Source organism: Staphylococcus sp. FSL W8-1207, from assembly GCF_038003745.1.
Lineage (GTDB): Bacteria > Bacillota > Bacilli > Staphylococcales > Staphylococcaceae > Staphylococcus > Staphylococcus equorum.
Genome location: NZ_JBBOPU010000001.1, coordinates 1,099,608 through 1,120,812 on the forward strand (window position 1 = coordinate 1,099,608; position 21,205 = coordinate 1,120,812).

Annotated in this window: 18 protein-coding genes and 1 riboswitch; of the genes, 8 read left to right on the forward strand and 10 right to left on the reverse strand. The window is 32.2% G+C overall.

Features of this window, described 5'->3' with window-relative positions:
* Positions 1 to 88 precede the first annotated feature (88 nt).
* The 7 genes from dapD to NSR03_RS05580 form a co-directional block, all read right to left on the reverse strand.
* On the reverse strand, positions 89 to 808 hold the full coding sequence (gene dapD / locus NSR03_RS05550; protein ID WP_002507643.1) for a 2,3,4,5-tetrahydropyridine-2,6-dicarboxylate N-acetyltransferase: 720 nt from the start codon (positions 806 to 808) through the stop codon (positions 89 to 91).
* A 22-nt stretch (positions 809 to 830) separates the two neighbouring features.
* On the reverse strand, positions 831 to 1,553 hold the full coding sequence (gene dapB, locus NSR03_RS05555; RefSeq protein WP_021339158.1) for a 4-hydroxy-tetrahydrodipicolinate reductase: 723 nt from the start codon (positions 1,551 to 1,553) through the stop codon (positions 831 to 833).
* A complete protein-coding gene (gene dapA, locus NSR03_RS05560) occupies positions 1,550 to 2,437 on the reverse strand; it encodes a 4-hydroxy-tetrahydrodipicolinate synthase (protein ID WP_069820837.1) in 888 nt (295 codons plus the stop codon). The genes dapB and dapA overlap by 4 nt, the downstream gene beginning before the upstream one ends.
* Before the next feature lies 1 nt (position 2,438).
* Positions 2,439 to 3,428: an aspartate-semialdehyde dehydrogenase gene (locus NSR03_RS05565; protein WP_021339156.1), complete on the reverse strand. Its 990-nt coding sequence runs from the start codon at positions 3,426 to 3,428 to the stop codon at positions 2,439 to 2,441.
* Positions 3,429 to 3,483: 55 nt separating this feature from the next.
* Positions 3,484 to 4,686: an aspartate kinase gene (locus NSR03_RS05570; protein ID WP_002507647.1), complete on the reverse strand. Its 1,203-nt coding sequence runs from the start codon at positions 4,684 to 4,686 to the stop codon at positions 3,484 to 3,486.
* An 86-nt stretch (positions 4,687 to 4,772) separates the two neighbouring features.
* Positions 4,773 to 4,951: riboswitch (Lysine riboswitch) on the reverse strand.
* Positions 4,952 to 5,131: 180 nt separating this feature from the next.
* A complete protein-coding gene (locus NSR03_RS05575) occupies positions 5,132 to 5,962 on the reverse strand; it encodes an aldo/keto reductase (RefSeq protein WP_064782944.1) in 831 nt (276 codons plus the stop codon).
* 409 nt (positions 5,963 to 6,371) lie between these two features.
* Positions 6,372 to 7,973 carry an ABC-F family ATP-binding cassette domain-containing protein gene (locus tag NSR03_RS05580; RefSeq protein ID WP_002507649.1) on the reverse strand — a complete coding sequence of 534 codons (1,602 nt, stop codon included), beginning with the start codon at positions 7,971 to 7,973 and terminating at the stop codon, positions 6,372 to 6,374.
* Positions 7,974 to 8,130: 157 nt separating this feature from the next.
* On the opposite strand from NSR03_RS05580, the gene cvfB reads away from it, so the two are divergent.
* The 6 genes from cvfB to phoU all read left to right on the forward strand — a co-directional run bounded on the left by cvfB (position 8,131) and on the right by phoU (position 14,005).
* On the forward strand, positions 8,131 to 9,030 hold the full coding sequence (cvfB, locus tag NSR03_RS05585; protein ID WP_021339152.1) for an RNA-binding virulence regulatory protein CvfB: 900 nt from the start codon (positions 8,131 to 8,133) through the stop codon (positions 9,028 to 9,030).
* Positions 9,031 to 9,427: 397 nt separating this feature from the next.
* Positions 9,428 to 10,378 carry a PstS family phosphate ABC transporter substrate-binding protein gene (locus NSR03_RS05590; protein ID WP_002512395.1) on the forward strand — a complete coding sequence of 317 codons (951 nt, stop codon included), beginning with the start codon at positions 9,428 to 9,430 and terminating at the stop codon, positions 10,376 to 10,378.
* 145 nt (positions 10,379 to 10,523) lie between these two features.
* On the forward strand, positions 10,524 to 11,453 hold the full coding sequence (pstC, locus tag NSR03_RS05595; RefSeq protein WP_002507652.1) for a phosphate ABC transporter permease subunit PstC: 930 nt from the start codon (positions 10,524 to 10,526) through the stop codon (positions 11,451 to 11,453).
* A 1-nt stretch (position 11,454) separates the two neighbouring features.
* Positions 11,455 to 12,366 (forward strand): phosphate ABC transporter permease PstA, encoded by a 912-nt coding sequence (pstA, locus tag NSR03_RS05600; RefSeq protein ID WP_002507653.1) that lies wholly within the window; start codon positions 11,455 to 11,457, stop codon positions 12,364 to 12,366.
* 103 nt (positions 12,367 to 12,469) lie between these two features.
* Positions 12,470 to 13,351 (forward strand): phosphate ABC transporter ATP-binding protein PstB, encoded by an 882-nt coding sequence (pstB, locus tag NSR03_RS05605; protein WP_021339150.1) that lies wholly within the window; start codon positions 12,470 to 12,472, stop codon positions 13,349 to 13,351.
* A 3-nt stretch (positions 13,352 to 13,354) separates the two neighbouring features.
* The gene (gene phoU, locus NSR03_RS05610) at positions 13,355 to 14,005 is read left to right on the forward strand and encodes a phosphate signaling complex protein PhoU (RefSeq protein ID WP_002507655.1); all 651 of its coding nucleotides are present in this window, start codon (positions 13,355 to 13,357) and stop codon (positions 14,003 to 14,005) included.
* 112 nt (positions 14,006 to 14,117) lie between these two features.
* On the opposite strand, the gene pepF is transcribed toward phoU, so the two are convergent.
* Entirely contained in the window at positions 14,118 to 15,926 is a 1,809-nt protein-coding gene (pepF, locus tag NSR03_RS05615) for an oligoendopeptidase F (RefSeq protein WP_021339149.1), read from the reverse strand.
* A gap of 249 nt (positions 15,927 to 16,175) precedes the next feature.
* Here pepF and NSR03_RS05620 point away from each other — a divergent pair, with 249 nt between their 5' ends.
* Both NSR03_RS05620 and NSR03_RS05625 read left to right on the forward strand, forming a co-directional pair.
* Positions 16,176 to 16,523: a hypothetical protein gene (locus NSR03_RS05620; RefSeq protein ID WP_021339148.1), complete on the forward strand. Its 348-nt coding sequence runs from the start codon at positions 16,176 to 16,178 to the stop codon at positions 16,521 to 16,523.
* Positions 16,524 to 17,544: 1,021 nt separating this feature from the next.
* Entirely contained in the window at positions 17,545 to 18,066 is a 522-nt protein-coding gene (locus NSR03_RS05625) for an HdeD family acid-resistance protein (RefSeq protein WP_069820836.1), read from the forward strand.
* A gap of 355 nt (positions 18,067 to 18,421) precedes the next feature.
* Here NSR03_RS05625 and NSR03_RS05630 read toward each other — a convergent pair whose 3' ends face one another.
* On the reverse strand, positions 18,422 to 19,681 hold the full coding sequence (locus NSR03_RS05630; RefSeq protein ID WP_069820835.1) for an aminoacyltransferase: 1,260 nt from the start codon (positions 19,679 to 19,681) through the stop codon (positions 18,422 to 18,424).
* 30 nt (positions 19,682 to 19,711) lie between these two features.
* On the reverse strand, positions 19,712 to 20,974 hold the full coding sequence (locus NSR03_RS05635) for an aminoacyltransferase (protein ID WP_002507660.1): 1,263 nt from the start codon (positions 20,972 to 20,974) through the stop codon (positions 19,712 to 19,714).
* Between the last annotated feature and the right edge of the window lie 231 nt (positions 20,975 to 21,205).

A 21,205-nucleotide genomic window follows, 5' to 3' on the forward strand; every position in this document is an offset into this window, starting at 1 on the left:
ATTGATGTTCGTACTAAGAAGTATAGTCCTTATTTATTTGGAACAATAACTAACTTAGTAAAAGTGGAAATTGCATGAAATTTAAGCTTTAGTCATTCAATTTTCTTAAAGCTGAAACAATTTCACGTTTTGAATCTTCAACTTCACTTGTCTGTTTAATCACTTTAGCAGGTGTACCTGCAACAACTGATCCAGCTGGCACGTCTTGCGTTACAATTGCACCTGCAGCCACAATAGAGCCTTTACCAACACGAACACCTTCAAGAATAACTGCATTCGCACCAATAAGTACATCATCTTCGATTACTACTGGTGAAGCACTAGGTGGTTCAATGACACCAGCTAATACTGAGCCTGCACCAACATGTACATTTTTACCAGTAGTTGCACGGCCGCCAAGTGTTGCATTCATATCTACCATTGTACCTTCACCAACTACAGCACCAATATTAATTGTTGCGCCCATCATAATCACTGCGCCATCTTCAATAATAGCTTGTTCACGAATGAAAGCGCCTGGTTCAATACGTGCATTTGTGTTAGTTAAATCTTTTAATGGAATAGCCGAATTACGACGATCCATTTCAACTTCTATTGTTTCAATGCTAGATTGATTCGCTTCGTAGAATGTTTTCCATTCATCCGCTTCACAGAAAACAACTTTTGAATCAGGTGAACCAAACACTTTGAAACTATCAGGGAAGGTTACATTTTCAAAATTCCCATTAATATAAACCTTTAAGGGTGTAGATTTCTTTGCATCACTAATATATTTAATAATTTCTTCTGCCGTTAAATGTTGTACCATAATTTAATACGCTCCTTAGTTTTTATAGGTTATCAAATGTATAATAGTCATTTGCCTTATTGATTAATTTTTCTGCTGCACCAATTGCACCATTTGCAAAAATATCTTTTGACTGTGCTCGATGCGTAATCTCTATTGTCTCATCAGTACCAGCAAATAGCACGTCATGTTCTCCTACAATCGTGCCACCACGAATGGAATGGATACCGATTTCATCTTGTGTGCGTTTTTCAGTATGCTCATGTCTATCATAGACTGGTGTAGATTTTTCTCGCAAGTCATCAATCACATCATATAATTTTACTAATGTACCACTTGGCGCATCCACTTTTTTATTATGATGTGCTTCCGTAAGTTCAATGTCAAAATCTTGTAATAGGGGCACTGCCGCTTCTAAAATTTTTGTTAAAGCATGTACACCATAACTCATATTCGCACTGAAAAAGACTGGCATTTGATTACTTAACGCTTGAAGTTTATTGATTATTTCTTCTTTTTCACCAGTCGTTGCTATTACTAATGGTAAATTAAAGTCTTCATCCAATAATGGTAATAACAGTTCTGGGTTTGAGAAATCTATTGCAACATCTGCTTCTTTAGCATCTGCAATACGTTCAAATGTAGGGTACGGGTAATCCTTGGTAGCATCTCGTACAATAACACCAATTATTTCATGTCCTTTTGATTCAGCTAATCTTGCGACACGTTGATTCATCGCACCATAGCCTATTAATACTATCTTCATGCTTTGTCACCTGCTTTAAATTGTTCGTACGCATTTTCTAACGTTTTACGGTCTTCATCTTCTAAAGGTACAAGTGGTAAACGCACCTCATAATTTCCGAAACCTTCTACCGCTGTGAGTGCCTTCACTGGAATAGGGTTCACATCCACTGCTAATGCATCTAACAATGTTTGAATCGGTTGGAATTGTTTTTCAATATCTTCTCCATTTTGTTTTGCATCGTATAACGCTTGAAAAGATTTTGGGATCACGTTAGCAACTACTGAGATAACGCCATGTCCATCTTTATTAAAATAGTTAACTACATTGTCATCATTACCACTATAAAGCGCAAAGTCATTTAAGTTGATACGTTTTTTTACTTCTTCTAAATATTCAAAATCGTTGGTCGCATCTTTTAATGCAATAATATATTCATTCTTGCTTAATGTTTCAACTGTATCTGGTTCTATAGTCATATTTGTACGAGAAGGCACATTGTATAACACGACTGGTAATTTAATTGCATCTGCTATTTTCGTAAAATGAGCAATTAAACCACGTTGATTCGTCTTATTGTAGTAGGGTGTGATCAGCATAATTGCATCTGCACCCTTTTCTTTAGCACGAACTGAAGCTTGAATTGATTTTTGTGTATTATTCGTACCTGTTCCAGCAATTACAGGAATGCGTCCATCTACATAATTTACGACTGCTTCTAGTATTTGATCTTTTTCGCCATCAGTTAATGCTGGATTTTCAGCTGTAGTACCATTTACAACAATCGATTTTACATCATTTTCAATTAAATATTTCAAATGTCTTCTAAGTGCATCATAATCTACTTCATTGTGTGTAAAAGGTGTTGTTAAAGCGACACCTACGCCTTCAAAAATATGTCCCATATTATTTTACTCCTTTCAAGCTCATAACTTGTTCAAGTATTTGCACTGCATTCAATGCCGCACCTTTCAATAAGTTGTCAGAAGTACACCATACGTGGAATGTATTATCTAATGTTTCATCACGGCGAATACGTCCTACAAAAATTTCATCTCTGTCAGTAGAATTAATCGCTAATGGATATACATTATTTTGTGGATCATCTTCAAGTACCACACGGTCATCATTTTCAAATAATTCTTGGATTGCACTCACTGTAGCTTCTTTTTCTAACGTTACACTCATGTGAACACTATGACTGTCTTGGACTGGCACACGTACACAAGTAGCTGTAACTTTTAATTCATCATCTTTTAATATTTTACGTGTCTCGTCTATCATTTTTTGTTCTTCTTTTGTATACCCATCTTCAAGGAAAGTATCTATATGGGGTAACACATTATTATAAATAGGGTGTGGATATGCTTCAGGCGCTTTACCATTTGCTCCTTCTGCTAAATCTTGTTTACCTTTTACCCCAGAACCTGAAACCGCTTGGTATGTCGTATATGCAACACGTTTCAAGCCAAATTGTTCTTGTAATGGTTTAAGTGGTACGACTGATTGTATTGTTGAGCAATTTGGATTTGCAATAATTTTTCTATCTAATACAGGCTCGTTAACCTCTGGAACGATTAAGTCTACACCTTCAGTCATTCTCCATTGACTTGAATTATCAATGACAATTGCACCCGCTTGTTCAAAAATAGGGGAGAAGTGTTCACTTGTGCTACCGCCAGCACTCATTAATACATAATCAAATGATTCCTTAGCTGCGTCTTCCGTCAATTCTCTAACAGTGTAGTTTTTACCTTGAAATTCAATGTTTTCACCTGCTGAGCGAGCCGAAGAGAACAACACTAACTCATCAAATTCAACGCCTTTGCGATCTATTGTTTCTAACATTTTTCTTCCTACTAATCCTGTTGCGCCTGCCAATGCTAATTTTGTCATATACCATACACTCCATTTTTATTATTTTAATAAATATTAATTATATTCCGAAAATTCAGATATCAAAAGCTTGATAAAGGGCTCGAACAGCTCGTTCGCCATTCTCAGCATCTATTACACATGAAATGCTTATTTCTGATGTTGTAGTTTGATAAAAAGAAATATCGTTTTCAATTAAAGTAATGAATGCTTTTGATGCTACACCAGAAATATCACGCATACCAGAGCCAATTAAAGAGATTTTAACGTATTCTTCATTAATCTTGAAGTCTAATGCATTAAATTGTTCTTTTAAAGTTTCTAATATAGTTGAAATCTGAAAAGCATCTGTATCTTTAATAGTAAAGGACATTTGTAATCCTTCCAAGTTAATAATCTGAGAAATCATATCAACATTTACTGAACCTTCTTCCAATTGAGTAAAAAGCTCAGTAAGTAATCTATTATCTGGTAAGGGATAACTAATTGTAACGTGCATCATATGTGTATCTAACGCCACACCTGTAACTGCTTTTTTTTCTAATAATTCTGCTTGTGACATAATCCATGTTCCTTTCACATTTGATAAAGTTCTTCCTAAATAAAGCGGAATATTATAGTTGTTTGCTAATTCGACGCTTCTTGTTTCTAACACACCTGCACCTAATGCGCTCATCTCCATCATTTCTTCATAAGAAACGTATTCAAGTCGTTTTGCTTCTTTATATAATCTTGGGTCAGTAGCATAGACACCATCGACATCGGTATAAATCTCACATGCCGTGTCGTTACTTGCTGCTAAGGCAACAGCAGTAGTATCTGAACCACCTCGACCTAACGTCGTCACTTCAAGCGATTCATTTATGCCTTGGAAACCAGCAACTACCAAAACATCATTTTCTGTAAATGCGATTTCGAATGTATCAGGATTAATTTCTGCTATTCGACTTTTTAAATGATGTCCAATTGTCTTAATACCCGCTTGATATCCGGTCATCGCTTTGGCGTTTACACCGATATCATTTAAAACCATAGATAAGTAAGAAACTGTCTGTTGTTCACCCGTAGTTAATAATAGTGCAAGTTCTTGATCTTTAGGGTTGGTAGTTAATGCAGAGACATTAGCCATAAGCTCATCTGTTGTCTTGCCCATGGCACTAACAACAACAATAAGCTGTTCACCTTGATCAACTCTTATTTTCAACATTTCCGCTATATTTTTTATTTTGGTAAAATCACTTACTGAAGAACCTCCAAATTTCAAAACACTTCTGTTCAATTCTATATCCTCCTCAATCAATAGGGGAGAATCACAGTATTAAAAAAAGAACAAGTTCGGGATGCGAACTTGTTCTATAATTTATATACAAGTGATGCACTCCATTATCTTACAATAATGACAGACTCTTAGCTCTTAACCATAAAGTCCAACGTGTTATAAGCTGCTATTATAACTATTTCGGCATCTCACCCTTTCAAAATTAGCTGCTAGCAGGCAGGTTCTTCTAATATTTACTAATGATTGATGCGCCTCATCAAAACCATATTTAATTTTTGTTTGTTTATGATTCATATTATACATATGCTTATATGTACTGTAAACCGCTTTTGTGAAGTTTTTTAAATTTACTGAAAAATACAACATTATATTTATACATTTTACGTTATAAGTGTAAATATAATTAAAATTGTTTAGTGACAATCATTTTCCGATATTTTCAATTTTAAAATTCTTCATATGTTGCAGGGTCTTGACCTTTTAATCTACCATCTTTTTGAGATAAGTTGTTTATCTTTTCTACGTCTTCAACTTCTAAGTTAAAATCAAAAACATTTAGATTCTGAATTTGTCTCGTTATAGAAGTAGATTTTGGAATTGGTACTACACCTAATTGAACGTGCCATCTTAATATAATTTGAGGTATTGTTTTATTATATTTTTCGGCAATTACAGCGATATCTTTATCTTTTATTACTTCAGATGCACGACCTAATGGACTCCATGCTTCTGTAATAATTCCTTTTTTATTATGATACTCAATCATATCTTGTTGATTAAAATACGGATGTAATTCAATCTGATTCACTGTTGGTAAGACACCAGTTTCTTTTTCTAATTTTTCTATATGTTCTGGTAAGAAATTACAAACACCAATAGATTTAATTAGTCCCGCTTTTTGAGCATCAATCATCGCTTGCCAAGCTTCAACATATTTATTGTGTCTTGGATTTGGCCAATGAATTAAATATAAATCAATATAATCGACATTTAACCGATAAATAGATTCTTGTATAGCTGTTAATGCTGCATCATAGTCTTGATAACGACCTGGTAATTTCGAAGTGACAATGATTTGATCTCTTGAAACATGACTTCTTTCAATTGCTTTACCCACTGTACCTTCATTTTCATAGTTATAGGCTGTATCTAAGATTCTGTATCCTTGATTTAACGCATTAACGATTGCATGTACGCCTTGCGCACCATTTAATTTATATGTACCGAAACCGATTTGTGGTAAAAGTTGTCCATCAATCATATTTAAATTTTCCATTGAAATAACTCCTCCGTTCATTTGAATTAATTATGATTATATAATTCAAAAATTCATTTTGAAAGTAATTAGCCCAAACAATGGGGCGTTTCATCCTAAATAAGATGAACAAAGTGGGGGACATCCTTAACTTAAGGTCTTCGTTTAGTGCTTTATTAATTTGTAAGTAGTTAGCTCAAATCACTACAATTTTAAATAACAATAAAATGATTCAACCAACCAATTTCATAGATTTAACTCATATAAAGATAAAAGAACATGAAAAAGACACCCCTAATACCTTTATAGTATTGGGGTGCCTATATTTTAAGAGGGGAGTAAGACAGGAATCTAATTGTTCTAACAAGATTACGTCGTCTCAGCCTCCGCTTATTTATTGCGTTATATTTAAATCAATAACACATGGTTATTATTTTAATACACCAGTTTCTTCTAAATAGGCTCTATAAGTCGTTTCTTTAGAAAGACCACCAGTTGGATTTAAATCAATGACACGGTTTGCAATCGTATTGATGAATTCAAAGTCATAAGATGTAAAGATAATAGAACCTTTGAATGATTTCAAGCCATCATTGACTGCAGTAATACTTTCTAAGTCTAAATGGTTTGTAGGTTCATCCAGTAGTAACACGTTAGAACTTGATAACATCATTTTACTTAGCATACAACGTACTTTCTCTCCACCAGATAAGACACTCGCTTTTTTCTTAACTTCTTCACCGCTAAATAGCATACGTCCTAGGAATCCACGTAAAAATGTCTCTGTTTGTTCATCTTCAGGTGCGTATTGACGTAACCAGTCAACTAAGTTTGTATCTACACCATCGAAGTAGAATGAGTTATCTTTAGGTAAGAAACTTTGAGAAGTTGTTACGCCCCATCTTACTGTACCTTCATCTGGTTCCATTTCACCAGCTAAGATTTTAAGTAATGTTGATTTAGCAAATTCACTATCACCAACTAATACAGCTTTATCGTTAGGATCCATAGAGAATGAAATATTATCTAATATCTTTACGCCGTCGATTGTTTTAGAAACATTGTCGACATGTAATAAATCATTACCAATTTCACGTTCAGGTGTGAATTTCACAAAAGGATAACGACGAGAAGAAGGTTGAATATCATCAATCTCGATTTTTTCTAATTGTTTCTTACGACTTGTTGCTTGTTTTGATTTAGAGGCGTTTGCAGAGAAACGTGCCACGAAATCTTGTAATTCTTTAACTTTTTCTTCTTTTTTCTTGTTTTGATCTTGAGCCATTTTCATAGCAAGTTGACTTGATTGGTACCAGAAATCATAGTTACCAACAAACAATTTAATTTTGCCATAATCTAAGTCAGCAATATGCGTACAAACATTATTTAAAAAGTGTCTATCATGAGACACAACAATAACTGTGTTTTCAAAATTAATTAAGAAATCTTCTAACCAGCTTATTGCAGGGATATCTAAACCATTGGTAGGCTCATCTAGTAATAATACGTCAGGTTTACCAAAAAGACTTTGTGCTAATAACACTTTAACTTTTTGATTGTTTTCTAATTCAGACATTGTTTTATCTTGTAGGTCTGCTTTGATACCTAGTCCAGAAAGTAGGGTACCCGCATCTGCTTCGGCATTCCAGCCGTCCATTTCAGCAAATTCGCCTTCTAGTTCTGCAGCTCTAATACCATCTTCATCACTGAAGTCTGGTTTCATATAGATTTCATCTTTTTCTTTCATTACTTCATATAAACGTTCGTGTCCTTTAACAACAACATCAATTACACGTTCATCTTCAAATGCAAAGTGATCCTGTTTTAAAACTGCTAAACGTTCGTCTTTCCCCATAGAAACATGACCAGTTTGAGCGTCTAATTCACCCGATAAAATCTTTAAGAACGTTGATTTACCTGCGCCATTAGCTCCTATTAATCCATAACAATTGCCATCTGTAAATTTAATATTTACATCTTCAAATAGCTTACGATCACCAAATCGCAAACTTACATCAGTAACTTGTAACATGCATTTACTCCTTTTCGTTATCCTTTTCGTTAATCTACCGGACAAATTATAACACACTTATCAACTTGTTTCGACCATTCTCGATGTAGTGATGCTAGTTTCTTCATAGCATGTTATAATAAGTAAGAATAAATCTGTATGTACGAAGGAGAAAAGTATGGCCCAAGATGAAAAAGATATTGTAGGTTCTATAGAATTTCTTGAAGTTGTTGGATTAGAAGGTTCAACATATAAGTTAAAAGGACCAAACGGAGAAGAAGTTAAACTCAATCAATCCGAAGTAAAAGATGAAGATGAATTAAATATAGGGGAAGAATATAGTTTCTTTATTTACCCAAATAGATCAGGTGCATTATTTGCTACACAAAATATGCCTGACGTAACGACTGATAAATACGACTTTGTAAAAGTATTAAAAGTTGATCGCGATGGTGCACATGTCGATGTAGGTTTACCAAGAGAAGTATTAATACCTTGGGAAGATTTACCAAAAGTTAAATCAGTTTGGCCAGTACAAGGTGATGAGTTATTCGTTACGTTACGTATTGATAGAGATAACAATATGTTCGCACGTTTAGCAACAGAAACAATAGTAGAACAAACATATAAGTCTGTTTTCGATAATGAATTGAAAAATAAAATCATCGAAGCAAGACCATATCGTTTATTACGCATAGGTAGTTTCTTACTATCAAAAGAGGGTTATAAAATATTCGTTCATGAAACAGAACGTAAAGAGGAACCACGTCTCGGTGAAAATGTAAAAGTCCGTATCATTGGTCAAAACGATAAAGGTGAATTGAACGGTTCATTTTTACCACTTGCACACGAAAGACTTGATGATGATGGTCAAAATATTTTTGACTTACTCGTAGAGTACGATGGGGAATTACCTTTCTCAGACAAATCGAGTCCCGAAGCTATTAAAGAAATTTTTAATATGAGTAAAGGTTCGTTCAAAAGAGCAATCGGGCACTTATATAAAAACAAAATTATCACGATAGACTCTGGTAAAATCGCTTTAACTAAAAAAGGTTGGGAAAGAATAGAAAAGTAATTCCTTCTATTATAAAGTGATGTTTTTATCTAAGTTGTTTTATAACAATAATAATAACAATTTATAAAATGAATTGGACTTCAAAATACAATTCTCAACAAAACAATCCTGAAATCACTATTTTTATATAGTGATTTCAGGATTGTTTCTTTTTTTATATTACAATTTCATAGTTATTTGTAATATATGCTTTGAACAAAACGTTGTATTATCAACATTTACAAGTCACTCCTATATTATTTCATACCATTTATAAACTTTGTAAATAGAAGCTCTCATAACTTAACGAAAGATTTACAATATCTATATTTGTATTTAATAAATTGTGTGTAATATAGGAACTGTAAGAAATACATATAACTTTTAAGGGTTATTTATTTATTAGGAGGATGTTTCAATGAAAAAATGGCAAGTATTTGGAACTACAGTAATTGGCTCTTCACTTTTATTAGGCGCTTGTGGCGGCGGAAATGCTGGTTCTGGTGGCGGCGAAGGCGAAGTTAAAGGCGACGGTTCATCAACAGTAGGTCCAATCATTGAAAAATTAAACGAAAAATTTGCTAAAGAAAATTCCGATGTTACAGTTTCATCTGGTACATCTGGTACTGGTGGCGGATTCGAAAAATTCATTTCAGGGAATACTGATTTTTCAAACGCATCTAGACCAATAAAAGATGAAGAGAAGAAAAAATTAGAAGATAAAGGTATTAAATATAATGAATTTGAAGTTGCAAAAGATGGCGTAACAATTGCAGTTAATAAAGAAAACGATTTTGTAAACGAATTAACTAAAGATCAATTGAAAGATATTTATTCTGGCGAAGCAAAATCATGGAAAGATGTTAATCCTGAATGGCCAGATAAAGAAATTAAATCATTTTCTCCAGACCAATCACATGGTACGTATGATTTCTTCACTGAAGAAGTTATGGATGACGGAGATATCAAAGCAGAGAAAAACGCTGATACAAACGTAATCGTTCAATCAGTTCAAAAAAATGAACAAGGTATTGGTTACTTCGGTTATAATTTCTTTGAAGAAAATAAAGATAAATTAAAAGCCGTTGAAATCAAAGATGATAGTGGTGAAGTTACTAAACCAACTAAAGAATCAATTCAAGATGGCTCATATGCTTTAAGTAGACCACTGTTCATTTATACAAACGAGAAAAAACTAAAAGAAAATGAAGGATTCCAAGATTTCATGAAATTTATCTTTGAAGACAAAGGTAAATCAGCTGAAGAAGCAGGATTTGTAGCTCTACCAGAAAAAGATTACCAAAAACAACTAGATGAATTAAAAGAGATTACTGGTAAAGAAAGCAAAGACAAAGAAGAAGATAAATAACACATAGCTGTAAATCTTAAAGGTCGGGATTCTGTATTAGAAAACAAAGTGGCGATGGGAATAACGTCCACTTTGTTTCTCTATTTCTAAACATCCCAACCTTTTTTTATAAATTTCGGAGTCTATATGAAGGAAGGAAATTTACATGGCGAATAAAAACCGCTCCGTAAGCGAAATGATAGAAAAAAACAATGCCAATAAAAAAGGTGCAAGCGATAAAATTGTTCCAATTATTTTAGGTACAATAGCAATTTTTTCTATATTAGCGACAATCGGTATTGTAGTCACATTATTAACAGAAACCATTACGTTTTTCACACGTATTCCTATTACAGAATTTCTCTTTTCGATGGAATGGACACCATTCTCATCTGATCCTAAATTTGGAATTTGGCCATTAATATTAGGTACGTTGAAGATAACTGTAATAGCTACAATCGTAGCAGTGCCATTAGGTCTGGGTGCAGCACTTTACTTAAGTGAATATGCTTCGCCACGTGCTAAAAGTATTATCAAACCAATATTAGAAATATTATCTGGTATTCCAACAATCGTATTCGGTTTCTTTGCTCTAACATTTGTTACACCGTTAATACGTGGAATCTTTCCAGACATAGGCAGTTTCAACTCTATTAGTCCAGGTCTTGTAGTTGGTGTAATGATTATTCCATTAATATCAAGTATGAGTGAAGATGCAATGTCATCGGTACCAAACAAAATGCGTGAAGGTGCACTAGGTTTAGGTGCTACAAAATTTGAAGTAGCAACTAAAGTTATTTTACCAGCTGCAACTTCAGGTATTATGGCCTCAATTGTATTAGCGATTTCACGTGCAATTGGCGAAACTATGATCGTATCTCTTGCTGCAGGTAGTACACCGAGTGCATCACTAGATATAACAGGCTCTATCCAAACAATGACAGGTTATATCGTTCAAGTAGCAACAGGTGATGCAACATTTGGTACTGATACTTACTATAGTATCTATGCGGTAGGATTCACTTTATTCTTATTCACATTAGCAATGAATTTGATTTCTCAATGGATTACGAAACGTTTCAGAGAGGAGTATTAATATGACTGAAACAAACAAAAATGTGCTCGTAGACCAACAAACAGTTGAAAAGAAACTCTCTGGAAGGTTAACGACAAATAAAGTTAATAAATGGGCTTTCTTTGCCTGTACAATGGTTGGTTTGCTTGTATTAGCGGCATTACTCATTGATACACTTATAAAAGGTGCTGGACACTTAACTCCATCATTTTTCACTAATTTCTCATCATCAACGCCTTCAATGGCAGGGATTAAAGGTGCTTTTATCGGTACTATATGGTTAATGGTTACTATTATCCCGATAACAATTACTTTAGGTGTTGGTACTGCAATATATTTAGAAGAATATGCTAAAGAAAATGCACTTACAAACTTTATTAAAGTGAGTATCTCAAACTTAGCTGGTGTACCTTCAGTCGTGTTTGGTTTACTCGGTCTTACAATTTTTGTAAGAGGTATGGGTATCGATTCAATTGCACTCGGCAACTCTGTTTTAGCGGCTGCATTAACAATGTCGTTACTTATCTTACCGGTAATCATTGTAGCTAGCCAAGAAGCAATCAGATCTGTACCTAGTTCTGTAAAGGAAGCTTCATACGGACTAGGTGCCAACAAATGGCAAACAATACGCCGTGTTGTGTTACCAGCGGCGATTCCTGGTATTTTGACAGGTTTCATCTTAGCACTATCTCGTGCATTAGGTGAGACAGCACCATTAATTTTAATTGGTATACCAACGATTTTATTACAGCTACCATCTACAATATTCGATCAATTCCAAGCGTTACCAATGTCAATTTATAGCTGGACAAAATTACCACAAGAAGAATTCCAAAACGTTGCATCGGCAGGAATTATCGTATTACTCGTTATATTACTATTAATGAATGCAATAGCGATATTCTTAAGAAATAAATATAGTAAAAAATACTAAACTTAAGATACAAGAAATACTATTTAAATAAGGCTAGTAAATGGGAATATGCTAGGATTTCAGTAAAATCTTAGCATCTAGTCTATAAAAAGGAGTTTTAATTATGAATAAACAAATTATAGATAATAACGATACGAACGATACATTAAAATCACATACTGACCGTAATGACTCACCAATAGCAACTATTGAGCCAAATCATTCAGAGAATAAAATTCCAGATAGCCAAAAGAAAATTGTCTATTCAACTAAAAATCTTGATTTATGGTATGGAGAAAATCATGCTTTAAAAAATATTAATTTAGATATTTTAGAAAATAATGTAACAGCAATTATTGGACCTTCAGGTTGTGGTAAGTCAACATATATTAAAGCATTAAATCGTATGGTTGAACTTGTGCCATCTGTTAAAACTGCTGGTAAAATAATGTATCGTGATAAAAATATTTTCGATAATAAATATTCAGTTGAAAAATTGAGAACAAATGTAGGTATGGTATTCCAACAACCAAATCCATTCCCTAAATCAATTTATGACAATATCACTTATGGTCCTAAAATCCATGGTATTAAAAACAAAAAAGTCTTAGATGAAATTGTTGAAAAATCTCTACGTGGCGCTGCAATTTGGGATGAATTAAAAGATGACTTAGACAAAAATGCTTATAGTTTATCTGGTGGACAACAACAACGTGTTTGTATTGCTCGTACGTTAGCTATTGAACCAGATGTTATATTGATGGATGAGCCAACATCAGCTTTAGATCCAATATCAACATTAAAAATTGAAGAACTTGTTCAAGAGCTTAAAGAACAATATTCAATCATTATTGTTACACATAATATGCAACAAGCTGCTCGTGTTTCTGATAAAACTGCTTTCTTCCTTAACGGCTATGTTAATGAATACGACGACACTGATAAGATCTTCTCCAATCCTGCAGATAAGCAAACTGAAGATTATATCTCAGGTCGCTTCGGTTAATCTATGGCAACAATTAGACATAAATATGAAGGCCAACTAGACGGACTTATTAAAGATCTACGTCGACTTGGTCTTTATGTATATCGTAATATAGAATTTGGACTAACGTCGTTAAGTGAAGAAGATCGTAATTATGCTAGACAAACAATAGCTAAGGATAAAGAAATCAATGAGCAAGAAACTGCAATTAATGAAAAAGTAGTCCTGCTTATCACTAAGCAACAGCCGATTGCTACTGATTTACGTTTAATGATGGCTGCTTTAAAAATTGCTACTGATTTTGAACGTATAGGCGACAATGCAGCAAGTATAGCGAAAATTAGATTACGTGCAAAAATTATTGACGAATATGTACTGACGAGACTTAACACTATGGGCAAACTTGCACTCTTAATGTTAAAAGACTTAGATGATGCAGTTAATGATAATGATATTACCTTAATAAAAGAAATCATTGATCGCGATAAAGATATTGATGATATCTATAAAAATATTGTAAACACAACTTATTTAATAGATAACGATCCTTTCGTTGCAGGTCAAGCACATTTAGCTGCAAGACATCTAGAACGTATTGGAGATCACATTTGCAATATAGCAGAAAACATTTATTTCTTTATTACAGGTGAACGTTATGAATCCTATAATAAATAAAAATGTTCCACATAATAAAAGCACAATGGCTTTACAAAGATAACTCGCTTTCAAATAAATGAAAGTAGATGATCTTCAAAATTGCCATTGTGCTTTTTAATTTTATAAAATACTATTTATTTTCAATTTCCTCAGTCAGTGTTTCTAATTCATCAACAAGTTTGCCAATATAGCCAATTGTTGATTTTAATGGTTGTTCAGTTCGGATATCAATACCTGCAATTTCAGCTAAATCTACTGGTGATTTACTACCTCCAGCTTTTAAGGTATCTAACCAAGCATCAACAGCTGGTTGTCCTTCATTTTGAATGCGTTGAGACATCACTGTACCAATCGTTAAGCCAGCTGAATACGTGTAAGAGTATAATCCCATATAATAGTGTGGTTGTCTCATCCAAGTTAGCTCTGTACCTTCCGTAAGTTTCACGCTGTCTCCAAAGAATTGACTATAGACATCAAGCATAATGTCATTAAGTACTGGTGCAGTCAATGATTCTCCTTGATCGACTTTATTGTAAACTTCACGTTGGAAAGCAGCTTCAAGTAAATGTGTAACCATATTATGGTAATATGTTCTTGAAATAATAGAACCTGTTACCCAACGTTTAAATTTAGCATCATTACTATTTTTAAATAAGTAGTTCGCCATAAGCATTTCATTCATAGTAGAAGGTGCTTCTACAAAGTACATCGAAGCTTCTGATTCTAAATAATTTTGATGCGCTTGTGCTAATGTAAAGTGGCCCGCATGACCTAATTCATGCGCTAACACGAAAGTTTCAGTCATTTTACCAGTCCATGATATAAAAACATATGAGTGTGAAGCATAGGGACTCGCACAATAAGCACCTGTTTCTTTACCTTTGTTTTGCGCAAAATCTATCCATCTCTCTTTATAAGCAGCTTCAACCATTTCTAAATAATCTTCACCAAGTACATTTAAAGCACCATAAATATATTGTTTAGAATCTTCAATTGAAATTTCTGGCTCGTAGTTTGGATCAATAGAAACCTTTAAATCTTCAAAATGCATTACATCTAAGCCATGGACACGTTTAACTAATTTCGCATATTTTTGCATAATAGGTGCTAAATCACTCATAATCACATCAATTTGTCTGTTAAACATGTCTCGCGTCACTTCTTGCTCTTGTAGTAAATAATCAATAACAGAATCATATCCTCTTAAATCTGCTTCGATTTTCTCTTGTTGCACTTGCATATTATATGTCGCTGCTGTCGTATGTTGGTACTTACTTAATGCATTACTAAAATGTTTGAAACTTATTCTTCTAAATGCTTCATTTGGGTTATCTTCATATTCATTCTCAAAAGTAGCATAATCTAAAGGATATGTTTGTTGATTATATTCAAATGGTTCAAATTCAATATCCAACATTTTTGTAGTTCCATAAAGTTCAAATGCGCTCTCAAAAGTAGGGGACAAACTTGCTAATACTTTTTCAACTTCTGGAGTTAATTGATGTGCCTTATTCGCTTTTAATTTCGTTAAAAAATGGGGATACTTTGATGTTTGAATAAGTTGTTCAAGTGTTTGATCAGATAGCTCTAATATTTCTGAAACTACAAATGAAAGTTCACTAGCGATTTTTCCATAAGATGTAGACAATTTTGCGCTTAATGTCTGTGCATGTTCATTAGCTGTATCAACACTCAATCTTAACTCAGCATAATTTGCCATTCTATCTAATTGAATTAATAGTTCAGAATATGCATCCAGTGCATCTTCAACAATATTCACTTCAATTAATTGCTCTGCATATTGTTGATTAAATGCCTTAGCTTGTTCCAATGTATCATTCAGTGTGTTATAAAATGCATCATCAGAACTAAATAAGTCAGTTACGTCCCATGTTTCTTCAATTGGAACATTATTTCTAAATGGTAGTGTTTCAGCCATATAATCTACTCCTCTACATTTATATTGTATTCATAATTAATTATACATGAATGACCCGCATAAATGATAACCGAAAGTTTATCTATATTAAAAGTGGGGAACAGTAAACCAAACTGGATTGACACGTATTTTATATTAATTTAATATAAAATTATACTGCTCAAGACTGAATGTATTTATATAGAAAATATAGTATGATATATATAATGTAAGTAAAGTATAAATATTAAATAAAAAGGAGTGGAATAAATGACTATTTTTGATATGCCTAATTTTTTATGGATTACTATAGTTGCTGTCATATTAGTAACAGTATTTTGCAATCTTGTCTTAAATAAATGGTTTACTGCACCAATCTTAACGTTAGTAGTATTAGCAATAGCTGCATTTTTAATACCAAATTTCCAAGATATTACATATGAACCTTTATTAGGTTTTGCTGCGTTTATGACGATATTAAGTTTAATTCTAAGCTTTGTAATATGGTACATGACACGTAACTGGAGACGTAAACGCCGCGAAAAGAAAGCTAGAAAAGAAATACGTAAACGTGGTGGCATCCCAAAAGATGAATTAGAAGATTATAAACAAAAATAAAAAATGAACTGTAGCTATAATTTAAGTTACAGTTCATTTTTTATTTACATCTTTAAATTTAAGGTGATGATTTAATAGCATGTTTAAGTAATTCAAGCGAAGTTTTAAAATGTGATTTAGTAAAATGTTATATCATAATTTAAACCACAGCATATACTATATATGAGGTTTAAACCAATATAGTAAAGTCGATAATTTGATAGCATCAGTAAAGTATAATAGTAACAAGCTAATCAAAGCTATAAGCTATCGTAATACATGCATAATGAACAAGAAGAAATTACATCAAAGTACTTGAAAGAATGATTGCATTAACAAGCATATATAACATAATAGGTAGTGAATTAACAATTAGGGTATTTTCTATCAAATTATAATAACTTCCTATAATATATATTATGTAAACTAAAAAGTAAATTTTAAAACTTACATATCTATATAGCTATTTTTACTAATTTATTATGTATTTAGCATTTATGCTTATTAATCCTAGTTTAGCTTTTTCATAAATATACTACATTACATCATTAAATATTTACGCATCTCATTTAATGTCTTGTTATAATTGTCATATATTAACTCTTAAACTATCTACAATCAATTATATGGTAATATCATTCGTTACATAGATATATCTAAACATATTTAGCTTTAGCTGTGTGGATCTTAGAAACTTATTTTGCTTATTGCTATGCTTTATATAATGATCAAGCTCATAATGTTACGTGTATTCGGATGGATATAGACCAACAAACTCATATTTAAATGCTCAGAAATCGACTTCTCAGCGCCTTGTTTTTAATGACTTTATAATTGTAAGATTAAATAATACTTTTTGCTTTAATTTTGCTATTATTTTGGCTTATCCTTGATTTTTATAGCAATCCTTAGAAAAAAGGTTTTTTATTTAAACCAAATACTTATAGGGTTACATAACATAAATATAGGCGCCTATAAAAAACGTGTTCTTTTTTGTCATTTGGGTATATACTATTTAGATAATCATTTAGGAGTGAAATTTATGCAGGAACGTTCCCGAATCAAATGGTCGAGTTTAGTGATTGGCGTCATTTTTCTAATTATTGGCGTGTTTATTTTAAGCTTTCCTGAAGAAAACTTATTTGCTATTACATGGCTCATAGGTCTACTATTTATTATTAACGGTTTTTTAGAAATTTTCGTTCGTCGTGTAATGAAAAAAACAGATAAAAATGCCTCAACCATAGTACTTGTACTTGGTGTAATTAATATTATTTTAGGGTTATTGATTTTATTTAATATCGTTACAAGTACGACATTTATTGTTTATTTATTTGCTATTTGGTTTATTATTAATGCGTTATTTAATATGTTTACGGTAACGCCACTTGAAAAATCAAATAAAGGTTTTCATATTGTATCGATTATTTTGAACATTATTACGGTTGTTTTCGGTATTATTTTACTGTTCAATCAACTTATGGCGGCAATTTTAGTTGCTATCTTCATGAGTGCGGTATTCTTTATTATTGGTATAACTTATATCATTAAAGCATTATCTTAATGATCCGTAACTTATAAATAATTAAATAGGGCGTATTTTGAAAAATCACGCTAGAAAGCGCACTACAAGTCGTCTTGTAGTGCGCTTCTCACATTTTCATAACAATTATATATATTACTTTAAATATGTTATAAAAATAAATTTTACTATAAAATTATTATAATGTAAGGTTATTGCATTGCTGAAATCCTATGCTATACTAAAAATTGTGGAGAACAACAAGAATTAACATCTCAGACTAATCCACATTTAGTTCATTGTTATATTGGAATTGCCATCCTAGTATAACTAACTTCAGAACGAAAGAAAGCATACTGATTAGGGCTTACATACCAGAATGCTTTCTTTTTTTATGCTATTTTTTAACTTTTTTTCTAACATTATTCAACGTATTAAATAACCAATATTTTGTTTTCTTAATTGGTTTATAAAAATCGCCGATTAATTCTTCAATTTGCACATTAAAACCACGTTTAAAGCGATATACGCCGTAATCTTCACTATTTTCAGTGAAATCGCCTGATAAACCATAGAAATTGTAGCGACCATAACCATTGTCAAAACAATAGTTCAACATGTACCAATGCATCATATAAGGCCCCATATATTGATTATATTTTTCTGATGAACCACCAGAGAAGTAGTTTACTTCATATGCATTTGCAAAATAAACACCAGCAGCTAAATTTAATATAGCACCATCTGTTAAGCTTAATTCACTTGCATGCATTAACTCTTTTTTATCATGCTCTATTTGTTTATCCAGTTCTGTAATTTTCTTCAACTGTTTATCTGTTTTATTTTCATTCTGCATGATTTGATCTCTACGTGATTCTTTATCATTAATACTCTCTTGTGTATTTTCAATATATTCATTTAAGTCTATATATGCTAAAGGTATTAAAGCTTTATCACCATAGTTATCAATAAAATTATAGAAATATTCATCTGTTTTAGATACGAAGCCAGCACGTTTTTCAGTTTCTCGATAAAGATCTAAGAAAAGACCGAATTCATCTCTATTTAACAACCTAACTTTAACACCAAAATTGATTGCTTTATTGATATTACGTTTTCTTTGGCTATCAAATTGTTTTTTTAGAGAAGCTGGTGTTTGTCCATCTAAGTTCAATACACCCATCCATCTTACTTGGCTAGATGTATCATATTCAGTCGTAAAGCCGTGATGTGTATACCCATGAGATTTAAATAAGTTGACTAATGCGTCATTCTTATCTGGTTCTGGCAATGGATTGATATCTTTATCGTATATTTTATAGATCCAGTACGGGTCCATTTTGACATATAAACAATTATGGTGTTGAAGATAATGATCTAATTCACGTAAATAGAAATCTACTAAACCTAAATCATTGTAATCCATAACTGGACCACGATTAGAATAATAAACATAGCTTCCCATTGTAGGAATTTTAGAGAAAAGACTAGCAGCAATAACCTGATTGTCGTCATCTTTTAAGCCTAATAGTACAACTTGAAATCCATCTTCTTCTCTTGTTGCAATATTTTCTTTTACTTGAAAGTAATGACTCTCTAATGCCGGGTTTTGTACAAAATTGTCATACTCTTTGACGGTTAACTCTGTAAATTTCATTCTAGCTTAGTTCCCTTCTATAATTTATATCTACTTCTTAATATCTTTTAGTTTTTTTAATGTCGTATAAATTTTGTACATTGGCTTATTAATAGGTTTTACAAAATCTCCAACGTATTCTACGACTTCAGCATTAAATCCTTTTTTGAATTTCACTACGCCTGCATCTTCCGCATCTTCTGTGAAATTACCACTGATACCGTAGAAGTTATATCTATCTATATTATTGTCAATAGCGTAATTAATCATCTTCCACTGTATCGCATAACTACCAGCAAAGTGTCTAAATTCATTTGAAGTACCACCTGCATAATAAACCACTTCATAGGGATTAATAATAAAGTAAGCTGCAGAAATTGGTAATTCATTACCGTGTTCAGCCTGTAATGATTGCGCTTCTTCTATTTTTTGTTGATTTGCAATAAGCTGTTGTTCTAAATTATCTCGTTTATTATAAGCCTTTTTATTTTCAGGTCGCTTTTCTATATCTTTAATCGCTTTGTTAATATCTTTACTTAAGACATCACGCTCTGCTTTTAATTCTTCGATATACTCATCGAAATCCATATAAGCTAATGGAACCAAGATACGATTCTTATAATATCTCAATCTATTATAATAAAAGCTATCTTCCCTATCATCAAATTCTTTTGATTCAGATGTATCTTCCATAAACGAGCGGAAGATTGGTAATTCGTCTTCTTCTAAGAATCTTACTTTAACACCATTCTTCTGAACTTTTTTTGTATTACGTTTACGTAGACTATCCATACCGTTAAGTACATCTTTAGCTGTTTTACCTGCTAAATCTAATACTGAATGGTATCTAATTTGAAGAATTGGATCAAAGCCAGTTAAAAATCCTTGGTGTTTGTATCCTAATTGTTTCATTTTGTCGAAAAACCAGTCATGACCAGCATTTTCTAACACTTCTCCGTCATGGTTACGATATTGATAAGCTAAATAAGGATCAACTCTTAAATGTAAACCTTTATGTTTTTTAACATATTTAGTTAATTCATTAAAGAAGTAATGAACAAGTTCTTTATTTTCAAAATCTATAACAGGTCCTCTGTTTGTATAAAAATATTTATAAAACTTCATTACTGGTACTGCAGTAAGTAAACATGCTGCAATGACTTCGTTTTCATTGTTTTTAATACCAACTAAGTGCGTTTCTGTACTTTCTGCAATTTTCAATTCGTAGTTTCCTACCATTTGTGTGAAATGACTATTTGGCATATTATCTGTAAATGTACCGAACTCTTTAGCAGTTAAATTCGTAAATTTCATTTTGTATACTCCTATTTGTTTATAATTCTTTTTTTATTTGAGTTTAAACTTCAATCTTGATTATTATACAATAACCATTTATAAAACTAAATCAATAGCATATATAAATTCATTATACATGAACTTTATGTATGACTTATTATATCACTACTTTTATTTTAACAAAGAATGAGCAATTAAACACATTTGCCCATAGTTATAACAACAAAAACTGGAAAACTTAATAAGTTT